Below are 15410 nucleotides of genomic sequence, written 5' to 3'. Positions count from 1 at the left end.
CGCTACTCGACCTGAAGGACCGCGAGGAAGGCTTCCTGCGGGATCTCGACGCTGCCGACCTGCTTCATCCGCTTCTTCCCCTCCTTCTGCTTCTCAAGGAGCTTCCGCTTCCGGGTGATGTCGCCGCCGTAGCACTTCGCGAGGACGTCCTTCCGCATCGGCGAGATCGTCTCGCGCGCGACGACCTTCTGCCCGATCGCCGCCTGGATCGCCACGGCGAAGAGCTGCCGCGGAATCAGTTCCTTCAACTTCTCGGCGAGCTTGCGGCCCCACTCGTACGCCTTGTCCTTGTGGATGATCACCGAGAAGGCGTCGATCGGGTCGCCATTGATCAGCATGTCGAGGCGCACCAGGGGCGAGGCGCGGAAGCCGTCCATCTCGTAGTCGAGCGAGGCGTAGCCGCGGGAGACCGACTTCAGCTTGTCGTAGAAGTCGAGCACGATCTCGCCGAGCGGGAAGGAGAAGGAGAACTCCACGCGCGCGGTGTCGAGATAGGTCATGCCGTGGTAGTCGCCGCGCCGCTCCTGCCCGAGCTTCATGATGCCGCCGATGTACTCGGTCGGTGCCATGATGCGCGCCTTCACGTACGGCTCCTCGATGCGGCTGATGTTGGCCACGTCGGGGAGGTCGCTCGGATTCTCGACCGCGACCATGTCGCCATCGGTCTTGAAGACGTGGTACTCCACCGTCGGGACGGTGGTGATCAGGTCGAGGTTGAACTCGCGCTCGAGGCGTTCCTGCACGATCTCGAGGTGGAGCAGGCCGAGGAAGCCGCAGCGGAAGCCGAAGCCCAGGGCCGTCGAGCTTTCCGGCTCGTATTGCAGCGAGGCGTCGTTGAGGCAGAGCTTCTCGAGCGCGTCGCGCAGGTCCTCGTACTGGGCAGCGTCGGCGGGGTAGACGCCGGCGAAGACCATCGAGCGGACCTCGCGATAGCCTGCCAGCAGCTCGGACGCCTTGCGCGTCGCGTCGAGCACGGTGTCGCCGACGCGGGCATCGCGGACGTTGCGAAGGTTGGCGATGAAGTAGCCGACCTCGCCGGCCTGCAGCACCGGTGCCGTGCGCTGGCCGAGCGCGAGGTGGCCGACCGAGTCGATCTCGTAGACGTCGTCGGGGTGGGCGCCGAAGGCGATCTTCATCCCGCTCTTGAGTTCACCGTCGACCACGCGGATCGAGGGGATCGCGCCGCGGTAGCGGTCGTAGTACGAATCGAAGATCAGCGCGCGGAACGGCGCGGTGGTGTCGCCACGCGGCCGCGGAATGCGCGCGACGATCGCCTCGAGGAGTTCGGGGACGCCGGTGCCGTCCTTGGCCGAGACGGCGAGGATCTCCTCGCGCTTGGACCCGATCAGCGCCATGATCTCCTGGGCGCGCTTCTCGGGCTCGGCGCCGGGGAGGTCGATCTTGTTCAGCACCGGGATGATCTCGAGCCCCGCGTCGAGTGCGAGGAAGAGATTGGAGAGCGTCTGCGCCTGGATCCCCTGCGAGGCATCGACCACCAGGATGGCGCCCTCGCAGGCGGCCAGTGATCGCGACACCTCGTAGGTGAAGTCGACGTGGCCCGGGGTGTCGATCAGGTTCAGGGCGTACTCCGCCCCGTCGGCGGCGTCGTACATCATCCGCACGGCGTTGAGCTTGATGGTGATCCCGCGCTCGCGCTCGAGGTCCATCGTGTCGGTGAGTTGCTCGCGCATCTCCCGCTTCGAAACGGTGCCCGTGAGTTCGATCAGCCGGTCCGCCAGCGTGGACTTGCCGTGGTCGATGTGGGCGACGATGCAGAAATTGCGGATATGAGACTGGTCCATGCGGCAATATAAGAGAGGGGGGGCCAAGATCGATGATCGATGATCGATGATCGATCATCGATTCCGGCCTATATTCGGGGCCATGACCACCCCCCGCCTCTCCCCCTCCGCCGGCATGCTGCTGGTGACCCTCTTCTGGGGCGGGAACTTCACCGCCACGAAGCTGGCGTTCGCCCAGATCGAACCGCTGGCCTTCACGGCACTCCGGTTCCTGCTGGCCACGGCGGTCCTCTGGGCGATCCTGCGGGTGGTGGAACCGGCCCCGGCGCCCCTCCCGCCGGGGGCGGCGAAGAAGCTCGTCTGGCTCGGTGTGGTCGGGAACACCTTCTACCAGCTCTGCTTCATCGAGGGGCTGGCCCGCACCTCCGCCACCAAGAGCTCGCTGATTCTCGCCGGGATGCCGGCGATCGTGATCCTCGCGACCTGGCTCCTGGGGATCGAGACCACCACCGTCCGCCAGCGCCTCGCCGTGCTGCTCGCCACGATTGGCGTGGTGATCGTGGTCACGGCGCGCGGCGGCACGCTCGGCGAGGGCTTCACGGCCGGCGACGCCATGCTCCTCGGTGCCATCGTCACCTGGGCCGTGTACACGCTGCTGCTCCGGCACTGGCAGATCCCCATCTCCTCCCTCCGCCTCACCGCCTGGACCATGTACACCGGCACGCCGGGCCTCGTCCTCCTCGGCATCCCGCAGCTGCTGCGCACCGACTGGGCGCGCGTCTCGTGGGCCGGGTGGGGCGGCATCCTCTACGCGGCGCTCCTCTCGCTGGTCGCCGCCTACATCCTCTGGAACCGCGGCGTCGCCAAGCTCGGCGCCGCGCGCACCGTGGTCTTCAATTGCCTGGTGCCGCTGGTCGCGACGGCGATCGCGATCGTCGGCCTCGGCGAACGCCCCGGCTTGATCCACCTGGCCGGCGGCGTGCTGATCGTGTCGGGCGTGCTGATGACGCGGCAGGGCGGGGTACCGGCGGAGGGATAACAGCCGATGATCGATGATCGATCATCGATGATCGATCATCGGTCATCGGAGTCTGGTGCTACGACAACGCTTCCAGCTTCTCCATCGCTCTCCGCAGGTGCGGAATCACGATGCTCCCGCCGACGACCAATCCCACCGAGAAGATCTCGAGGAACTCCTCCCGCGTGACGCCCTCTTCGTGGCAGCGGACCACGTGGTAGGTGATGCAGTCGTCACAGCGGAGGACCATCGACGCCACGAGGCCGAGCATCTCCTTCTGCTTGGTCCCGAGGGCCCCCGCTTCGTACGCGCGATTGTCGAGCGCGAAGAAGCGGTTGATGGTCAGGTTCCCCGCGCCGAGGATGACGTCGTTCATCCTCGTGCGGAAGGCGTTGAATTCGTCGATCGAGCTGCTCACGGCGTGGGGCGCTTCGTGGCCGGCGGGGTCTTCTGCTCGACGACGATCAGCTGGTACGAGTCGGGGTTCCACTTCGGACGCGCCACCGTGTTGGCGATGTTGACGCCGAAGTAGAAGCCGAGCTGCGCCACGCGGGCCAGCTTGCTCGTGTCGATCAGCGGCACTTCGTCGTTCGGGCGGTGGTACTGCGGGTGGGTCCCGTTGAAGAAGAAGAGGACCGGCACGCCCTTCCGCGCGAAGTTGAAGTGGTCGGAGCGGCTGTAGAAACGCTCATCCGGCCAGATGTCGTCGGCCGCGACCAGCTTGAGCTCCGGGTGCGCCTTCTGCACGCCGGCGAGCGTCACGCCGAGGTCCGAATGCTCCTTGCCGATCACGACGATCGAGTCAGTGGCGTTGCGGCCGATCATGTCCATGTTCACGTTCGCCACGATCTGCGCCTCCGGGACGGTCGGATGGTCGGCGTACCACGCCGAGCCGAGCAGCCCCTTCTCTTCGCCCGAGACGTTCAGGATGACCAGCGAGCGCTTCGGCTTGACCTTCAGCTTGGCCCAGGCCTCGGCGACCATCAGCAGCCCGGTGGTGCCGGAGGCATCGTCGTCGGCACCGTTGCAGATGTTGTCCATTGATCCATCCTGCCGCTTGATCGGGACGCAATCATTCGCGCCACCGACACCGTCGCCTGCGGTGCCAACATGGTCCATGTGCCCCGAGAAGACGACGTACTCGGCCTTCAACTTCGGGTCCGACCCTTCGACCATGGCCACGACGTTCGGCACCATCACCCGCTCCTGCACCTCTTCCTTGAGATTCACCGTCACGGAGATCTCGGCCGGCGCCGGGAGGAACACCGGGCCCGGGGACTGACGCATCTCGTTCCAGTCGGGGCGATTGGCGCCGCCGGTGGCGTTGAAGGCGGAGTCGTGGATCACGATCGTCGGGATCACCGGCCGCGGGTTGGAGGTCTCGACGGAATAGCGGCCGGCACTCGCCGCCGTGCGCCGGGCGGCGAAGGCGGCCGCGTCCGCGTTGGTCAGCTGCACGATGGCCGCCGGCTGCTTCGCCAAGACGGCGCGGTTCACGTTGTTCCAGGCGACGGCCTTGGCGTTGTCCATCACCAGGACGACCACGGCACCCTTCAGCAGCGTCGACGCCTCGATGTCGGCCGGCGTCACCGTGCCGGCGACGATCACCACGTTCGCCGTGACCGGTGCCGCAGTGGCGCCGGTCCCGTAGACGAGCGGCCCGAACGGATAGCGGGTGACCTGACCGCCCTCGTTGGCCTCGAAGTACGAGGCCGCCGGATCGATCCGCTTCTTCACCATCGGATAGCGCTGGAAGTAGGTGCCGTTGTCGCCGGCGGGCTTGAGGCCCCACGCCTTGTAGTTGTCGGCAAGGAACTGCGCCGTCTTCTCGAGCCCGGTGCTCGGCGTGTTGCGGCCGCCCATCGAGTCATCGGCGATCACCGAGATGCGCTGCAGCACCTTGGCCGGGGTGATCAACTTCCCCGCCTCGGCGATCTGCTTGGGCGACTGGGCGGTGAGCAGGGCGGGGATCAGCGCCGCGAGCGCGGCCATGCGGATCGACAAACGGTGCATGCTGGAAACTCCACGCGAGGGTTCAACGTCGGGAACGGATTCTCAACAGTGACGAGCGATCGGCGATGAAGATATCACCACGGACAGCGCCCCTACGGCCGCGGCCGGCTTTGGGTGCCAGTGTGGCCCGTGCGTTGACGCCCCTTGCGGCCAGTCCTACGTTCCGCTTCGGATGAAGCCTCCCGCCGGTACGTTGCGCGCTCCCCGCCCTGATCTCCTGCAGCCTGCCGAGGTGGCCCGCCTCGGTGGGCTTGAAGTGGTCACGGAAGGGATCGTCGAGGGCTACCTCGCCGGCCTCCACCGCTCACCGCGGCGCGGCTTCTCGGTCGAGTTCGCCGAGCATCGGCAGTATCAGCCGGGCGACGACCCGCGGTATGTCGACTGGAAGCTGCTCGGCCGGACCGATCGCCTCTACCTCAAGCAATTCGAAGAAGAGACCAATCTTCGCGCCATGCTGGTCGTCGATGCCTCCGCCTCGATGGCGTGGCGCGGCGACCCCCTGCGGTTGACCAAGCTCGATTACGCCACGCGGCTCGCGGCGGCGCTGGCGATGGTGTTGCTCCGGCAACGCGACGCGACGGGACTGGTCACCTTCGACGAAGCGGTGCGCACGATGCTGCCGGCACGCGTCCGCGCGGGGCAGTGGCCGATGCTTGCGAATGCGCTCGCCGCGACGGCACCGGGGCAGGGGACGGCGGCCGATGTCGCGCTCACCCAAGTGGTTGGCGCACTGCGCCGTCGCGGGATGGTGGTGCTGATCTCCGACTTGTTGCTCGATCGCGATCTGACGCTGAAGGCGTTGCGATTCCTCCGGCATCGCGGCCACCAGGTGCTGGTGATCCACGTGGCCGATCCCGCCGAGCTCGATCTCGCGCGTGGTGATGAGACCCGCTTTCGCGATCCGGAGAGTGGCAAGGCCGTGACGCTGGCGCCGAGTGACTGGGGCGACGCCTACCGCGAAACGGTGCGTGGCGTGGTGCGCGCGTGGGGCACCGCCTGTCGTGCGGCTGGCGTGCGGTACGCGTTGGTGCCGACGGACCTTCCCTTCGGCCCCGCGTTGCAGCGCGCGCTCTCGGCATGATCGGATTCGCAGCGCCGTGGTTCCTGCTGGCGCTCCCCGCCGCGGCCCTCCCGATCCTCTTGCACCTCGTGCGGCGGCATGAGCCGCCAGAAGTTGCCTTCCCCGCGGTGCAGTACCTGGCCGACGCCACCCGCGATCATCGTCGCCGCGCCGAGCTGCGTCACCTGTTGCTGCTGATCGCGCGGACGCTGCTCATCCTCGCCACGGTCCTCGCGGCGGCGGGGATGCGGCTTACCCGCGGTGCCTTCGGGAGCCACGCCCCCAGCGCGCTGGTGCTGGTGGTCGACAACTCGGCGAGCAGTGGCGTCGTGGTCGATGGTGAACCGCTGCTGACTGCATTGCGCGCCGCCGCCGACGCCGTGCTCGATCGGGCGACGCCGACCGATCGACTCTGGCTGCGCACCGCCACCGGCCCGGCGATCCCCGGCTCACCGGCGCAACTGCGGGAACGCCTCGCCGCGTTGCGCTCGACCGCGAGCCGCCTCGATCTCGGTGCTGCGGTTCGCGAGGCGCGCGAGTTGGTGGCTCGCTCCGAGCGGCCGGGCGAGGTCGTGGTGGTCAGCGACCTGCAACAGAACGCGGTGACGGCCGACGTCGGCGACGTCCCGGTGCTCGTGCTGCACCCGGAAACCGCCCCGCCGCGCAATCGTCGCCTCGCGATGCTCGGGGCGAGCGCCCAGCCGTGGGGCCCCGATGGTGGGGTCGTCACGCTCTCGGTGAGCGGCAGCGACACGGCCGCGGTGCCACTGGCGTTCACCGTCGGCAACCGCGCACCGCGCGACCTCCTGGTGGTACCGGGCATTCCCGTGGCGGAACGCGTGGTGGGCGTGGCGACCGGTTGGACCACGCTCCGGGCGGCGCTGCCGCCGGATGAATTCCGTGCCGACGACGAGCGCACCGCGTCGTTGCGCGTGGCCCCGCCGGCCTCGGTGCGATGGACGGCGGGCGATCGCTTCCTCGACGCGGCGCTCGCCGTGCTGGTTGCCGATCGACGAGTGACCGTCGGGGGCGGTGTCGTCGTCGGTGAGTTGGGGGCCGGACCGAGTGTGGTGACGCCGCCGGCCGATCTGGCGATGCTCGGGGCCCTCAATCGTCGCCTCGCCGCCCGCGGTGCCGCGTGGCGGTATGGTGGTACCGTCCAGGGGGAGGAACGGAGCGACAGCGGGATGCTCCTCCCCAGCCGCGAGGCGATCACACAGCGCGTCCGACTCGAACCCGCCGCCCCGGGGGGCGAAGTGCTGGCCACGGTGGCTGGCGAGCCCTGGGTGGTGCGCTCCGGCGACCTGCTGCTGTTGGGCTCCCGGCTGGAGCCGAGTTGGACCACGCTCCCGCTGGGAACGGCGTTCGTCCCGTTCCTCGATGCCCTGTTGAGCCGGGCCATCCGCGGCGAATTCCTGCTGCCCGACGCCGTGGCGGGGGTGCCGATTCGGGTCCCCGATCGGGTCACCGCGGTGACGCGGGCGGGGCGCCTGGAGCGAGTCGAGGGGGGCGCCTTCTGGAGCCCGGAAATGGCTGGGGTGTACCACCTGCTCGTCGGCGAGGATACCTTGGGCGCCGTATCGGTTGTCCTCGACCCGCGAGAATCGGATCTCGCGCGGGCCGTCGATGGTTCGGTGCGCTCGCTCTGGGGAGCTACCACGGTCAGCGGATTGACCGACGGTCCCTCGCGAGCTTTCGCCGCCGGAGGGCGAGGGGACCTGCGTGGTGCCCTGCTCCTCCTTGCGCTTCTCTGTGTCTGCGCGGAAGTCGGCTTGGCCAGCCGCGCCGGCCAACGGAACTGAATGTCGCTTCGTCCGATCCTCGATGCCTTTGACCGCTGCGCCACGGTTCGTGCCCTGGCGGAGCGGCTTCCTGCGCGCGGCAAAGCCGTCCGTCTCGGTGGCCTCCCCGGCTCCAGCGGCGCGGTGCTCGCGACGTGGCTGACGGAGCGCGTCGGCGCCGGTCGCCTCGTCGTCATCATGGCGACGACTCCCTCCGATGCCGAACGCTGGGTCACTGACCTCACGGCACTGACCGGCGCCGGTGTGGCGCTCTACCCGCAGCGCGAAGCGCTCGGCGAGGACGAGCCCCACTACGAAATCGCCGGCGAACGGATCGAGACGCTCGCCTCACTGCTCCGCGGCGAACTGGGTGTCCTGGTCACGACGGCGCGCGCGTCGGCCGAGCGGACCGCCGTGCCCGCCGCGCTCGCGGCGATGCGCCTGCAGCTGGTGCAGGGCGCCACGGAACCGATGGGGACGCTGGTCGAGTCGCTCGAGGCGATGGGATACCGCCGGGTGCCGACGGTCGCCGAGGTGGCGGAGTTCTCGGTGCGGGGCGGCATCGTCGACCTCTACGGCTTCGGCATGGCGTCGCCGGCCCGCCTCGAATGGTGGGGCGACGAGATCGCATCACTGCGTGCGTTCGACCTGACCACGCAGCGCTCCGGCGCCGAGTTGCCCGACCTCACCGTCTTGCCGATTTCGTCGGCCGCGATGCGCATTCCGCTGGTGGACACGGGGCCGGTCGAACGGAAGTCGCTGCTCGACCTGCTCCCCTCCGACGCGCTGCTGATCGAGGATGCCTCGCACCCCGACGAGGAAGAAGTCGAGCGCGCCTGGCGCGAGGCGGAGCACCATCTGGAGATCGCGCGGCGCCTCGGCGAGGAGACGCCGCCGCGGAGCGATCTCTTCCTCGACCCGGCCGCGTGGAAGACGCGCCGCGAGTCGTTCGCGCGGTTGCTCCTCCGCGACGATCCCGCCGATGTGCAGCTCGGCTTCTTCCCGCCGGAGCGCGTCGACCGCGACCTCGGTCGCCTGCGCGGCCTCCTCGGCCACGGCACGCCCACGCTGATCCTCTGCGACAACGAAGGGCAGCGCGAGCGACTCGACGAGCTCCTCGAAGAGAATGGCTTCCGGCCCTCGGGATGCACGCTGGTGGTCGGCGCACTCGACGGTGGCTTCGTGATGCCGACGCTGCGCGTGTTGACCGATCACGAAATCTTCCGCCGCGCGCGCCGCCTCCGCCGCACGCGCCGGTATCGGCAGGCCGCGCCGAACACCGTCACCGGGGCGCTCTCGCTCGGCGATTACGTGGTGCACCTCGAACACGGCATCGGGGTCTACCGCGGCATCCAGACGCTGACGGTCGATGGCGGGATGATCGAGGTCGCGATCCTCGAGTACGAAGGTGGCGACCGCCTGAACGTGCCGCTGTATCGGCTCGATCAGGTGGAGCGCTACCGTGCGGCCGGCGACGACGGCGACCGCCCACCACCGAAGATCCATCGACTCGGTGGCACGATCTGGAAGAAGGTGCGCGAGAAGACGCGCCACGCGATTCAGGCGATGGCCGCCGACCTGCTCGACCTCTACGCCCGCCGCACGGTGCACGCCGGCTATCCGGCGCCGCCGGACACCCGCTGGCAACGCGAGCTCGAGTCCTCCTTCCTGTACGAGGACACGCCCGACCAGCGGAAGGCCACCGAGGACATCAAGCGCGACATGGAGCGGCCGCTCCCGATGGACCGGCTGCTGGTGGGCGACGTCGGCTACGGCAAGACGGAAGTCGCGGTGCGCGCCGCGTTCAAGGCGGTGCAGGGTGGCAAGCAGGTCGCGGTGCTGGTCCCCACCACCATTCTCGCCGAACAGCATTTCCGGACCTTTGCCGATCGTCTCGCCGACTATCCCGTCACGGTCGAGGCGCTCTCGCGTTTCCGCACCGCCAAGGAGCAGAAGGAGACGGTGCTCAAGCTCGCCGAGGGCGGGCTCGATATCGTGATCGGGACGCACCGACTGCTGTCGAAGGATGTGCTCTTCAAGGACCTCGGCTTGTTGATCGTCGACGAGGAGCATCGCTTCGGCGTCAAGCACAAGGAACGGCTCAAGCAGCTGCGCCTCGCCGTCGACGTGCTCACGCTCACCGCGACGCCGATTCCGCGGACGCTCCACCTCTCGCTCGCCGGCCTGCGCGACATGACGGTCATCGAGACGCCGCCGCGCGACCGCTCGCCGATCCTGACCTTCGTCGAGCCGTGGGACGACGGGCTGCTCGAAGAGGCGATGGCGCGCGAGCTGGACCGCGGCGGGCAGGTCTTCGTGGTGCACAACCGGATCGAGACGATCGAGACGATCGCCGCGCGCATCCGGGCGCTGGCCCCCCGCGCCACGGTGGCGGTCGGGCACGGTCAGATGGCCGCCGATGAACTCGAAGACGTCATGCAGCAGTTTGTGGTGGGAAAAGTGGACATCCTCGTCTCCACGATGATCGTCGAGTCGGGGCTGGACGTGCCGAACGCGAACACGATGATCGTCCACGACGCCCATCGTTTCGGATTGGCACAACTCTACCAGCTTCGCGGGCGGGTCGGCCGGTCGCACCGCCGGGCGTATTGCTATCTGGTGGTCCCGGATACGATCGATTCCTCGGCCGAGGAACGATTGAAGGTGCTGGAGCATCATACCGATCTGGGGGCCGGGTACCGGATCGCCCTGAAGGACCTGGAGCTGCGCGGGGCGGGCAATCTCCTGGGGTCCGAGCAGTCCGGGCATGCCCACGCCGTCGGCTTTGACCTCTACATGCGCTGGCTCGAGGAAACGGTCACCGCGATGCGGGGCCGGGGTGGGGGCGACGCGCCCCAGCCGCCGGATGTGGTCCTGGACGTCCCGGCGCACCTCCCGGACGCCTTTATTCCGGACGACGAGACCAAGCTGGACCTCTACCGCCGACTGGCGCGGGCGTCGGCTCCGGGCGACATTGATGAGTTGCGGGCGGAACTGCGCGAGCGGTTCGGCCCCCTTCCCCCGGAGGCCGACGCGCTGCTCGACATGGGCCGGTTGCGGGCCATCGGCGCGGTGCTGGGGCTCCAGCACGTGCTGGTCCGCGGGGATGAAGCTCGACTCACCTTCCGGCAGGGGGCGACCCCGCGGATGGCCGGGCTTACGCAGGCGCTGGACGATGTCCAGCTGGCCGCCGAGGTGCGCCGCACGGTGCCCCTGTCGTTGCGGCTTGTTCGGCTCGGCGGGGAGGGGTTGGTGCCCTCCCTCGTCCGCGCTTTGCGTCAGGTGGCGGTGTAAGTCACCGACGATCTTCCACAAGATGAGGAGTCCGATGCGTCGTTCAATGGTGCTGGTGGCGGCAGTCGCCATCCTGGGTAGCGGGTGCGGAGATGGCGGGGCGTTCACCGCGCACCCGGACGTGGTGGCAAAGGCGGCTGGTCAGGAACTCGCGGCCACGCGCGTGTCCGACATTCTTGCCACCGCGAAGGGGCAGGCGCCGACCGCTGAGGCGGCCGATTTCATCGCCGGGCTCTGGGTCGACTACACCCTGTTCGCACAGCGGGTCGCGAAGGACAACTTCGCCGTCGACTCGACCTTCATCGCGTCGGCGCTCTGGCCGGAGATCTCTTCGCTCCGCGCCTCGCACTACCACGACTCGCTCGTCGCGCGTCGGACGAAGGTCGACCCGAAGGTCGCCGACTCGATCTACAAGGCCGGCGTCACGCGCGTGCACCAGCACATCCTGATCCTCACGCAGGACTCGAGCGACGCCTACAAGGCGAAGGCGAAGAAGCGGATCGAGGCGTTGCTGGCGCAGGCCAAGGGTGGCGCCAACTTCGCCGCACTGGCCAAGGCCAACTCGCAGGACCCGGTCTCGGCGCAGGATGACGGCTACCTGCCGCCCGCGGAGCGGACGGCCTGGGCGCCGGAATTCAGCGAGGCAGGCTGGAAGCTGAAGCCGGGCGAGATCAGCGGCGTGGTCACCACGAACTATGGCTACCACATCCTGCGCTACCCGACCGCCGAGGAGGCGACACCGCGGTTGGCGTCGTCGGCGCAGCAGCTGCAGATGCGCTCGATGGACTCGACCTACTTTGCCGATCTGAACAAGGAGTTCAAGCTCGAGGTGGCGCCGGATGCCGCTGCGAAGATGCGGGCTGCTCTCGACGCGATGGACGCACAGCGCGCCGACAAGGGGAAGCTCGTCAGTTACAAGGGCGGCAGTTTCACCGTCGGTGATTTCCTCCACTGGACGATGGGCGCGTCGGCCGATCCGACCATGGGCCGGCAGTTGATCGGGCAGATGAAGGCGGCGCAGGATAGCCAGTTGGTGCAGTTCGTGAAGAGCCTCACCGAGAGCTCGCTGCTGCTGAAGGACGCCGAGAAGAACAAGATTGAAATCACCAGTGCGGAGTGGACCGATCTCAAGAGCCGCTTCACGGCCGGGATCGATTCGATGCGCGCTGCCATGCAGTTGACGCCCGACATGATCGATCCGAAGGCGAGTGAGTCGGATCGTTCCAAGGCCGCGGCGCTCAAGGTCGACCAGTTCTTCGATCGGATGACCTCGAACCAGACGCCGCTTCGCATCCTGCCGGGGATGGTCACCTGGACGCTCCGCGGGGAGGCGAAGTACGGCATCAATGAGGTCGGCGTGAAGCGGGCCGTTGAGCTCGCCATCGCCAAGATCGGACCGATGCCTGGCGGGCCGTTGCCGGGTGCCACCCCGCCGGGCGCGGTGCAGCCCGCGCCGGGTCCTGCGCCGGTGCCGGGCAGCACGCCCGCCCCGAAGACGCCGTGAGGCGCTGGCTCCCTGCCATCACGCTCGCCGCATCCCTCGTTGGGGGTGCGGTGAGCGGGCTGTCCGCCCAGGCGGGCGAGCCGATCGATCGGATCGTCGCCGTCGTTGGTACGGCGCCGATCCTCTTCTCCATGGTGGAGGAGCGTTTCTTCCAGAACCAGGCCAATCGGGCCCCGGGGATTCCCCGGGACTCCTTGGGTGTGGCGGCCTACAAGCGCGCGCTGGTCGACACGCTCATCAACGAAGAGTTGCTGTATCAGGAAGCGATCACCGACACCACCATCCAGGTGACCGACCAGGAAGTCGCCGAGGCGGTTGACGGCGTCCTCACGCAGCAACGGCGGCAGTACAAGACGCAGCCCGAGTTCGAGGCCGAGATGCGCGGTATCGGCTTCAACACCGTCGACGATTACCGGAAGTGGCTGATCGAGCAGCAGCGGAAGCAGTTCTACCGCGAGCGCTTCTCGCTGGCCCTCCGGCAGAAGGGCACCCTGAAGGACTTGATGCCGACCGAGAAGGAAGTCCGGGCGTACTACGACGCCTTTGCGGCGGCGGGGATGCTCGGGATGCGGCCGGCCGCGGTGTCGTTGCGGCAGATCATCGTCTCGCCGAAGCCGACGCCCGAGGCCGACGCCAAGGCGTTGGCGCTGGTCGACTCGATCATCGTCGAACTGCGGAAGGGTGCCGACTTCGCCACGGCGGCCAAGCGCTTCGGCATGGACGGGACCCGCGAGACCGGCGGCGACCTCGGCTTCTTCCGTCGTGGTGCCATGGTGCGCGAGTTCGAAGAGGTCGCCTTCCAGCTCAAGCCGGGCGTGATCTCCAACGCCGTGAAGTCGCCGTTCGGCTACCACGTGATCCAGGTGACCCGCGCGCAGCCGACCGAAGTGCAGGCGCGCCACATCCTGATCATCCCCGAGATCGACTCGACCGGCGCCCTCGCGGCGAAGGTCAAGGTCGACAACATTGCCGCGCTCGTTGCTGCCGGGGCGTCGTTCGACTCGCTGCAGCGGATCTTCCACGATCAGTCCGAGGAGCGCGACATCGTCGGGATCTACGTCGACTCGCTCCCGCCGGCCTATGCCGGGGCGCTGGTCGGGGTCGACTCAGGGAAGGTGTCGCGGGTCTTCTCGCTGGAAGTGCAGGGCCAGCCGCTCCGCACCAAGTGGGGCATCGCGAAGGTGACCGAGCGGACCCCCGAGGGACCGGCGACTTACGACGCCGTACGCGAGAACATCCGCCTCCGCCTCTCCCGCGAACTCGGCCTCGGCGCCTACATGAGCGAGCTGCGCCGCCGCACCTTCGTCGACATTCGCTGGCCGTGACGCGCCGGCCCCGGCTCGCCGTCACCCTTGGTGACCCGCGCGGGATCGGGCCGGAAATCGTCGCCGCGGCGCTTGCCGATGGCGTCGACGCCGAGATCACCCTCCTCGGCGCGCGGGAGCAGGTCGAAGCCATCCCCGCCGATCATCGCATCGCCACCGGCCCCTGGCACCCAGGGAAGGGGCCGGCGCGCGCGGGCGCCGTCGAGGCGGGGCTGATCACCGGGCGGGCCGTGGAACAGGCGGCCAAGCTCGCCATGAGCGGCGCCGTCGATGCGATCGTCACCGGCCCGGCGGAGAAGCACGCGCTTCATCTGGCCGGTTTTCCATTTCCCGGACACACCGAATGGCTGGCGCAACTCGCCGGCGGCGTCGAGGTCGCGATGATGCTCGCCTCCGATCGGCTCCGCGTGGTCCTGGTGACGACGCACGTGCCGCTGCGCGATGTGCCGCTGCTGCTCACCACCGAGAAGATCGTCCGCACGGGTGAGGTCACCAAGCGCGCGCTGCGGGAGCAATTCGGCATCGCCGAGCCGCGGCTCGCACTCTGCGCCCTCAATCCGCACGCCGGCGAGCAGGGGCTCTTCGGCGACGAGGAGCCGCGCATCCTGGTGCCGGCCGCCGAGCGGCTCGGCGCGACGGGCCCGTTGCCGGCCGACACGGTGTTTGTCCGTGCCATGCGCGGGGAGTTCGACGCCGTGCTGGCGCCGTATCACGATGTCGGCATGACGGCGATCAAGGTCGCCTCCTTCGGCAACGCCGTGAACGTCACCCTCGGTCTGCCCTTCGTGCGCACCTCGCCCGATCACGGAACCGCGATCGACATCGCCGGGACCGGCCGCGCGGATGCCGGCAGCATGCGGGCGGCGATCGCCCTCGCCCTTTCTCTTGCCCCACGGAGCCAGCCTCGATGACGCTGCGCGTGTCGATCCTGATCCCGGTCTACAACGAGGCCCGGACCCTGGAGACGCTGATCGAGAAGGTCCGCGCCGTGCCCGTCGACAAGGAGATCGTCTGCGTCAACGACTGCTCCACCGACGGCTCGCGCGAGATCCTCGACCGACTGCTCGCCGAGGGCCGGGTGGATGCGGTGCGACACCACGAGGTGAACCGGGGCAAGGGCGCGGCGATCCGCACCGCGATCGAGGCGGCGACGGGTGACGTGATCGTGGTGCAGGACGCCGACCTCGAGTACGACCCCGCCGAGATCCCGACGCTGCTCCACCCGATCGAGGAACGCGACGCCGATGCCGTCTTCGGATCGCGCTTCCTCGGCGGCCCGCACCGCGTGCTCTACTTCTGGCACTCGGTCGGCAACGGCCTGCTGACGCTGCTGTCGAACATGTTCACCGACCTGAACCTGACCGACATGGAGACCTGCTACAAGGTCGTCCGCGCGCCGCTGATGAAGAAGTTGATCCTCACCACCGATCGCTTCGGCTTCGAACCGGAACTCACGGCGCGGCTGTCACAGGCCCACGCCAAGATCTGGGAACTGCCGATCTCCTACAGCGGCCGGACCTACGAGGAAGGGAAGAAGATCGGCTGGAAGGACGGCGTGGCGGCGTTCTGGCACATCATCAAGTTCAATCTCTTCCCGCCGCGCAACACCGGGGTGCGGAAGAAGTATCGGAGCATGTACGATGTGGTGGGGAGGCCCTGACGGCCGATGATCG

At 68.5% G+C, this 15410-nt stretch carries 11 protein-coding genes; 8 read left to right on the top strand and 3 right to left on the bottom strand.

Features of this window, described 5'->3' with window-relative positions:
• Positions 1-2: 2 nt before the first annotated feature.
• Positions 3-1802 carry an elongation factor 4 gene (gene lepA, locus IPP98_06940; protein ID MBL0178847.1) on the bottom strand — a complete coding sequence of 600 codons (1800 nt, stop codon included), beginning with the start codon at positions 1800-1802 and terminating at the stop codon, positions 3-5.
• An 82-nt stretch (positions 1803-1884) separates the two neighbouring features.
• Between lepA and IPP98_06935 the strand changes: the two genes are divergently transcribed.
• Complete coding sequence (locus tag IPP98_06935) at positions 1885-2781, top strand: DMT family transporter (GenBank protein ID MBL0178846.1); 897 nt, start codon at positions 1885-1887, stop codon at positions 2779-2781.
• Positions 2782-2839: 58 nt separating this feature from the next.
• Here IPP98_06935 and IPP98_06930 read toward each other — a convergent pair whose 3' ends face one another.
• Positions 2840-3136: a carboxymuconolactone decarboxylase family protein gene (locus IPP98_06930; protein MBL0178845.1), complete on the bottom strand. Its 297-nt coding sequence runs from the start codon at positions 3134-3136 to the stop codon at positions 2840-2842.
• Positions 3137-3174: 38 nt separating this feature from the next.
• Positions 3175-4773, bottom strand: coding sequence for a M20/M25/M40 family metallo-hydrolase (locus tag IPP98_06925; protein ID MBL0178844.1), 1599 nt, complete (start codon positions 4771-4773; stop codon positions 3175-3177).
• Positions 4774-4945: 172 nt separating this feature from the next.
• Here IPP98_06925 and IPP98_06920 point away from each other — a divergent pair, with 172 nt between their 5' ends.
• Genes IPP98_06920 through IPP98_06890 form a run of 7 tightly spaced genes read left to right on the top strand, consistent with a single transcriptional unit; the run spans position 4946 to position 15397 of the window.
• Positions 4946-5854, top strand: a complete 909-nt coding sequence (locus IPP98_06920) for a DUF58 domain-containing protein (protein MBL0178843.1) — start codon at positions 4946-4948, stop codon at positions 5852-5854.
• Positions 5851-7635: a VWA domain-containing protein gene (locus IPP98_06915; protein ID MBL0178842.1), complete on the top strand. Its 1785-nt coding sequence runs from the start codon at positions 5851-5853 to the stop codon at positions 7633-7635. The genes IPP98_06920 and IPP98_06915 overlap by 4 nt, the downstream gene beginning before the upstream one ends.
• Complete coding sequence (mfd, locus tag IPP98_06910; protein MBL0178841.1) at positions 7636-10908, top strand: transcription-repair coupling factor; 3273 nt, start codon at positions 7636-7638, stop codon at positions 10906-10908.
• 34 nt (positions 10909-10942) lie between these two features.
• Positions 10943-12412 (top strand): peptidylprolyl isomerase, encoded by a 1470-nt coding sequence (locus tag IPP98_06905; GenBank protein MBL0178840.1) that lies wholly within the window; start codon positions 10943-10945, stop codon positions 12410-12412.
• Positions 12409-13737, top strand: a complete 1329-nt coding sequence (locus tag IPP98_06900) for a peptidylprolyl isomerase (GenBank protein ID MBL0178839.1) — start codon at positions 12409-12411, stop codon at positions 13735-13737. The genes IPP98_06905 and IPP98_06900 overlap by 4 nt, the downstream gene beginning before the upstream one ends.
• Complete coding sequence (gene pdxA, locus IPP98_06895; GenBank protein ID MBL0178838.1) at positions 13728-14648, top strand: 4-hydroxythreonine-4-phosphate dehydrogenase PdxA; 921 nt, start codon at positions 13728-13730, stop codon at positions 14646-14648. Before IPP98_06900 ends, pdxA begins: the two co-directional genes overlap by 10 nt.
• Positions 14645-15397, top strand: coding sequence for a glycosyltransferase family 2 protein (locus IPP98_06890; GenBank protein MBL0178837.1), 753 nt, complete (start codon positions 14645-14647; stop codon positions 15395-15397). The genes pdxA and IPP98_06890 overlap by 4 nt, the downstream gene beginning before the upstream one ends.
• Positions 15398-15410 lie beyond the last annotated feature (13 nt).

The sequence above is a fragment of the Gemmatimonadota bacterium genome, assembly GCA_016720805.1.
Lineage (GTDB): Bacteria > Gemmatimonadota > Gemmatimonadetes > Gemmatimonadales > GWC2-71-9 > Palsa-1233.
Note: the sequence above shows the minus strand (reverse complement) of the source record. Positions and strands in the feature narration are given on the sequence as shown.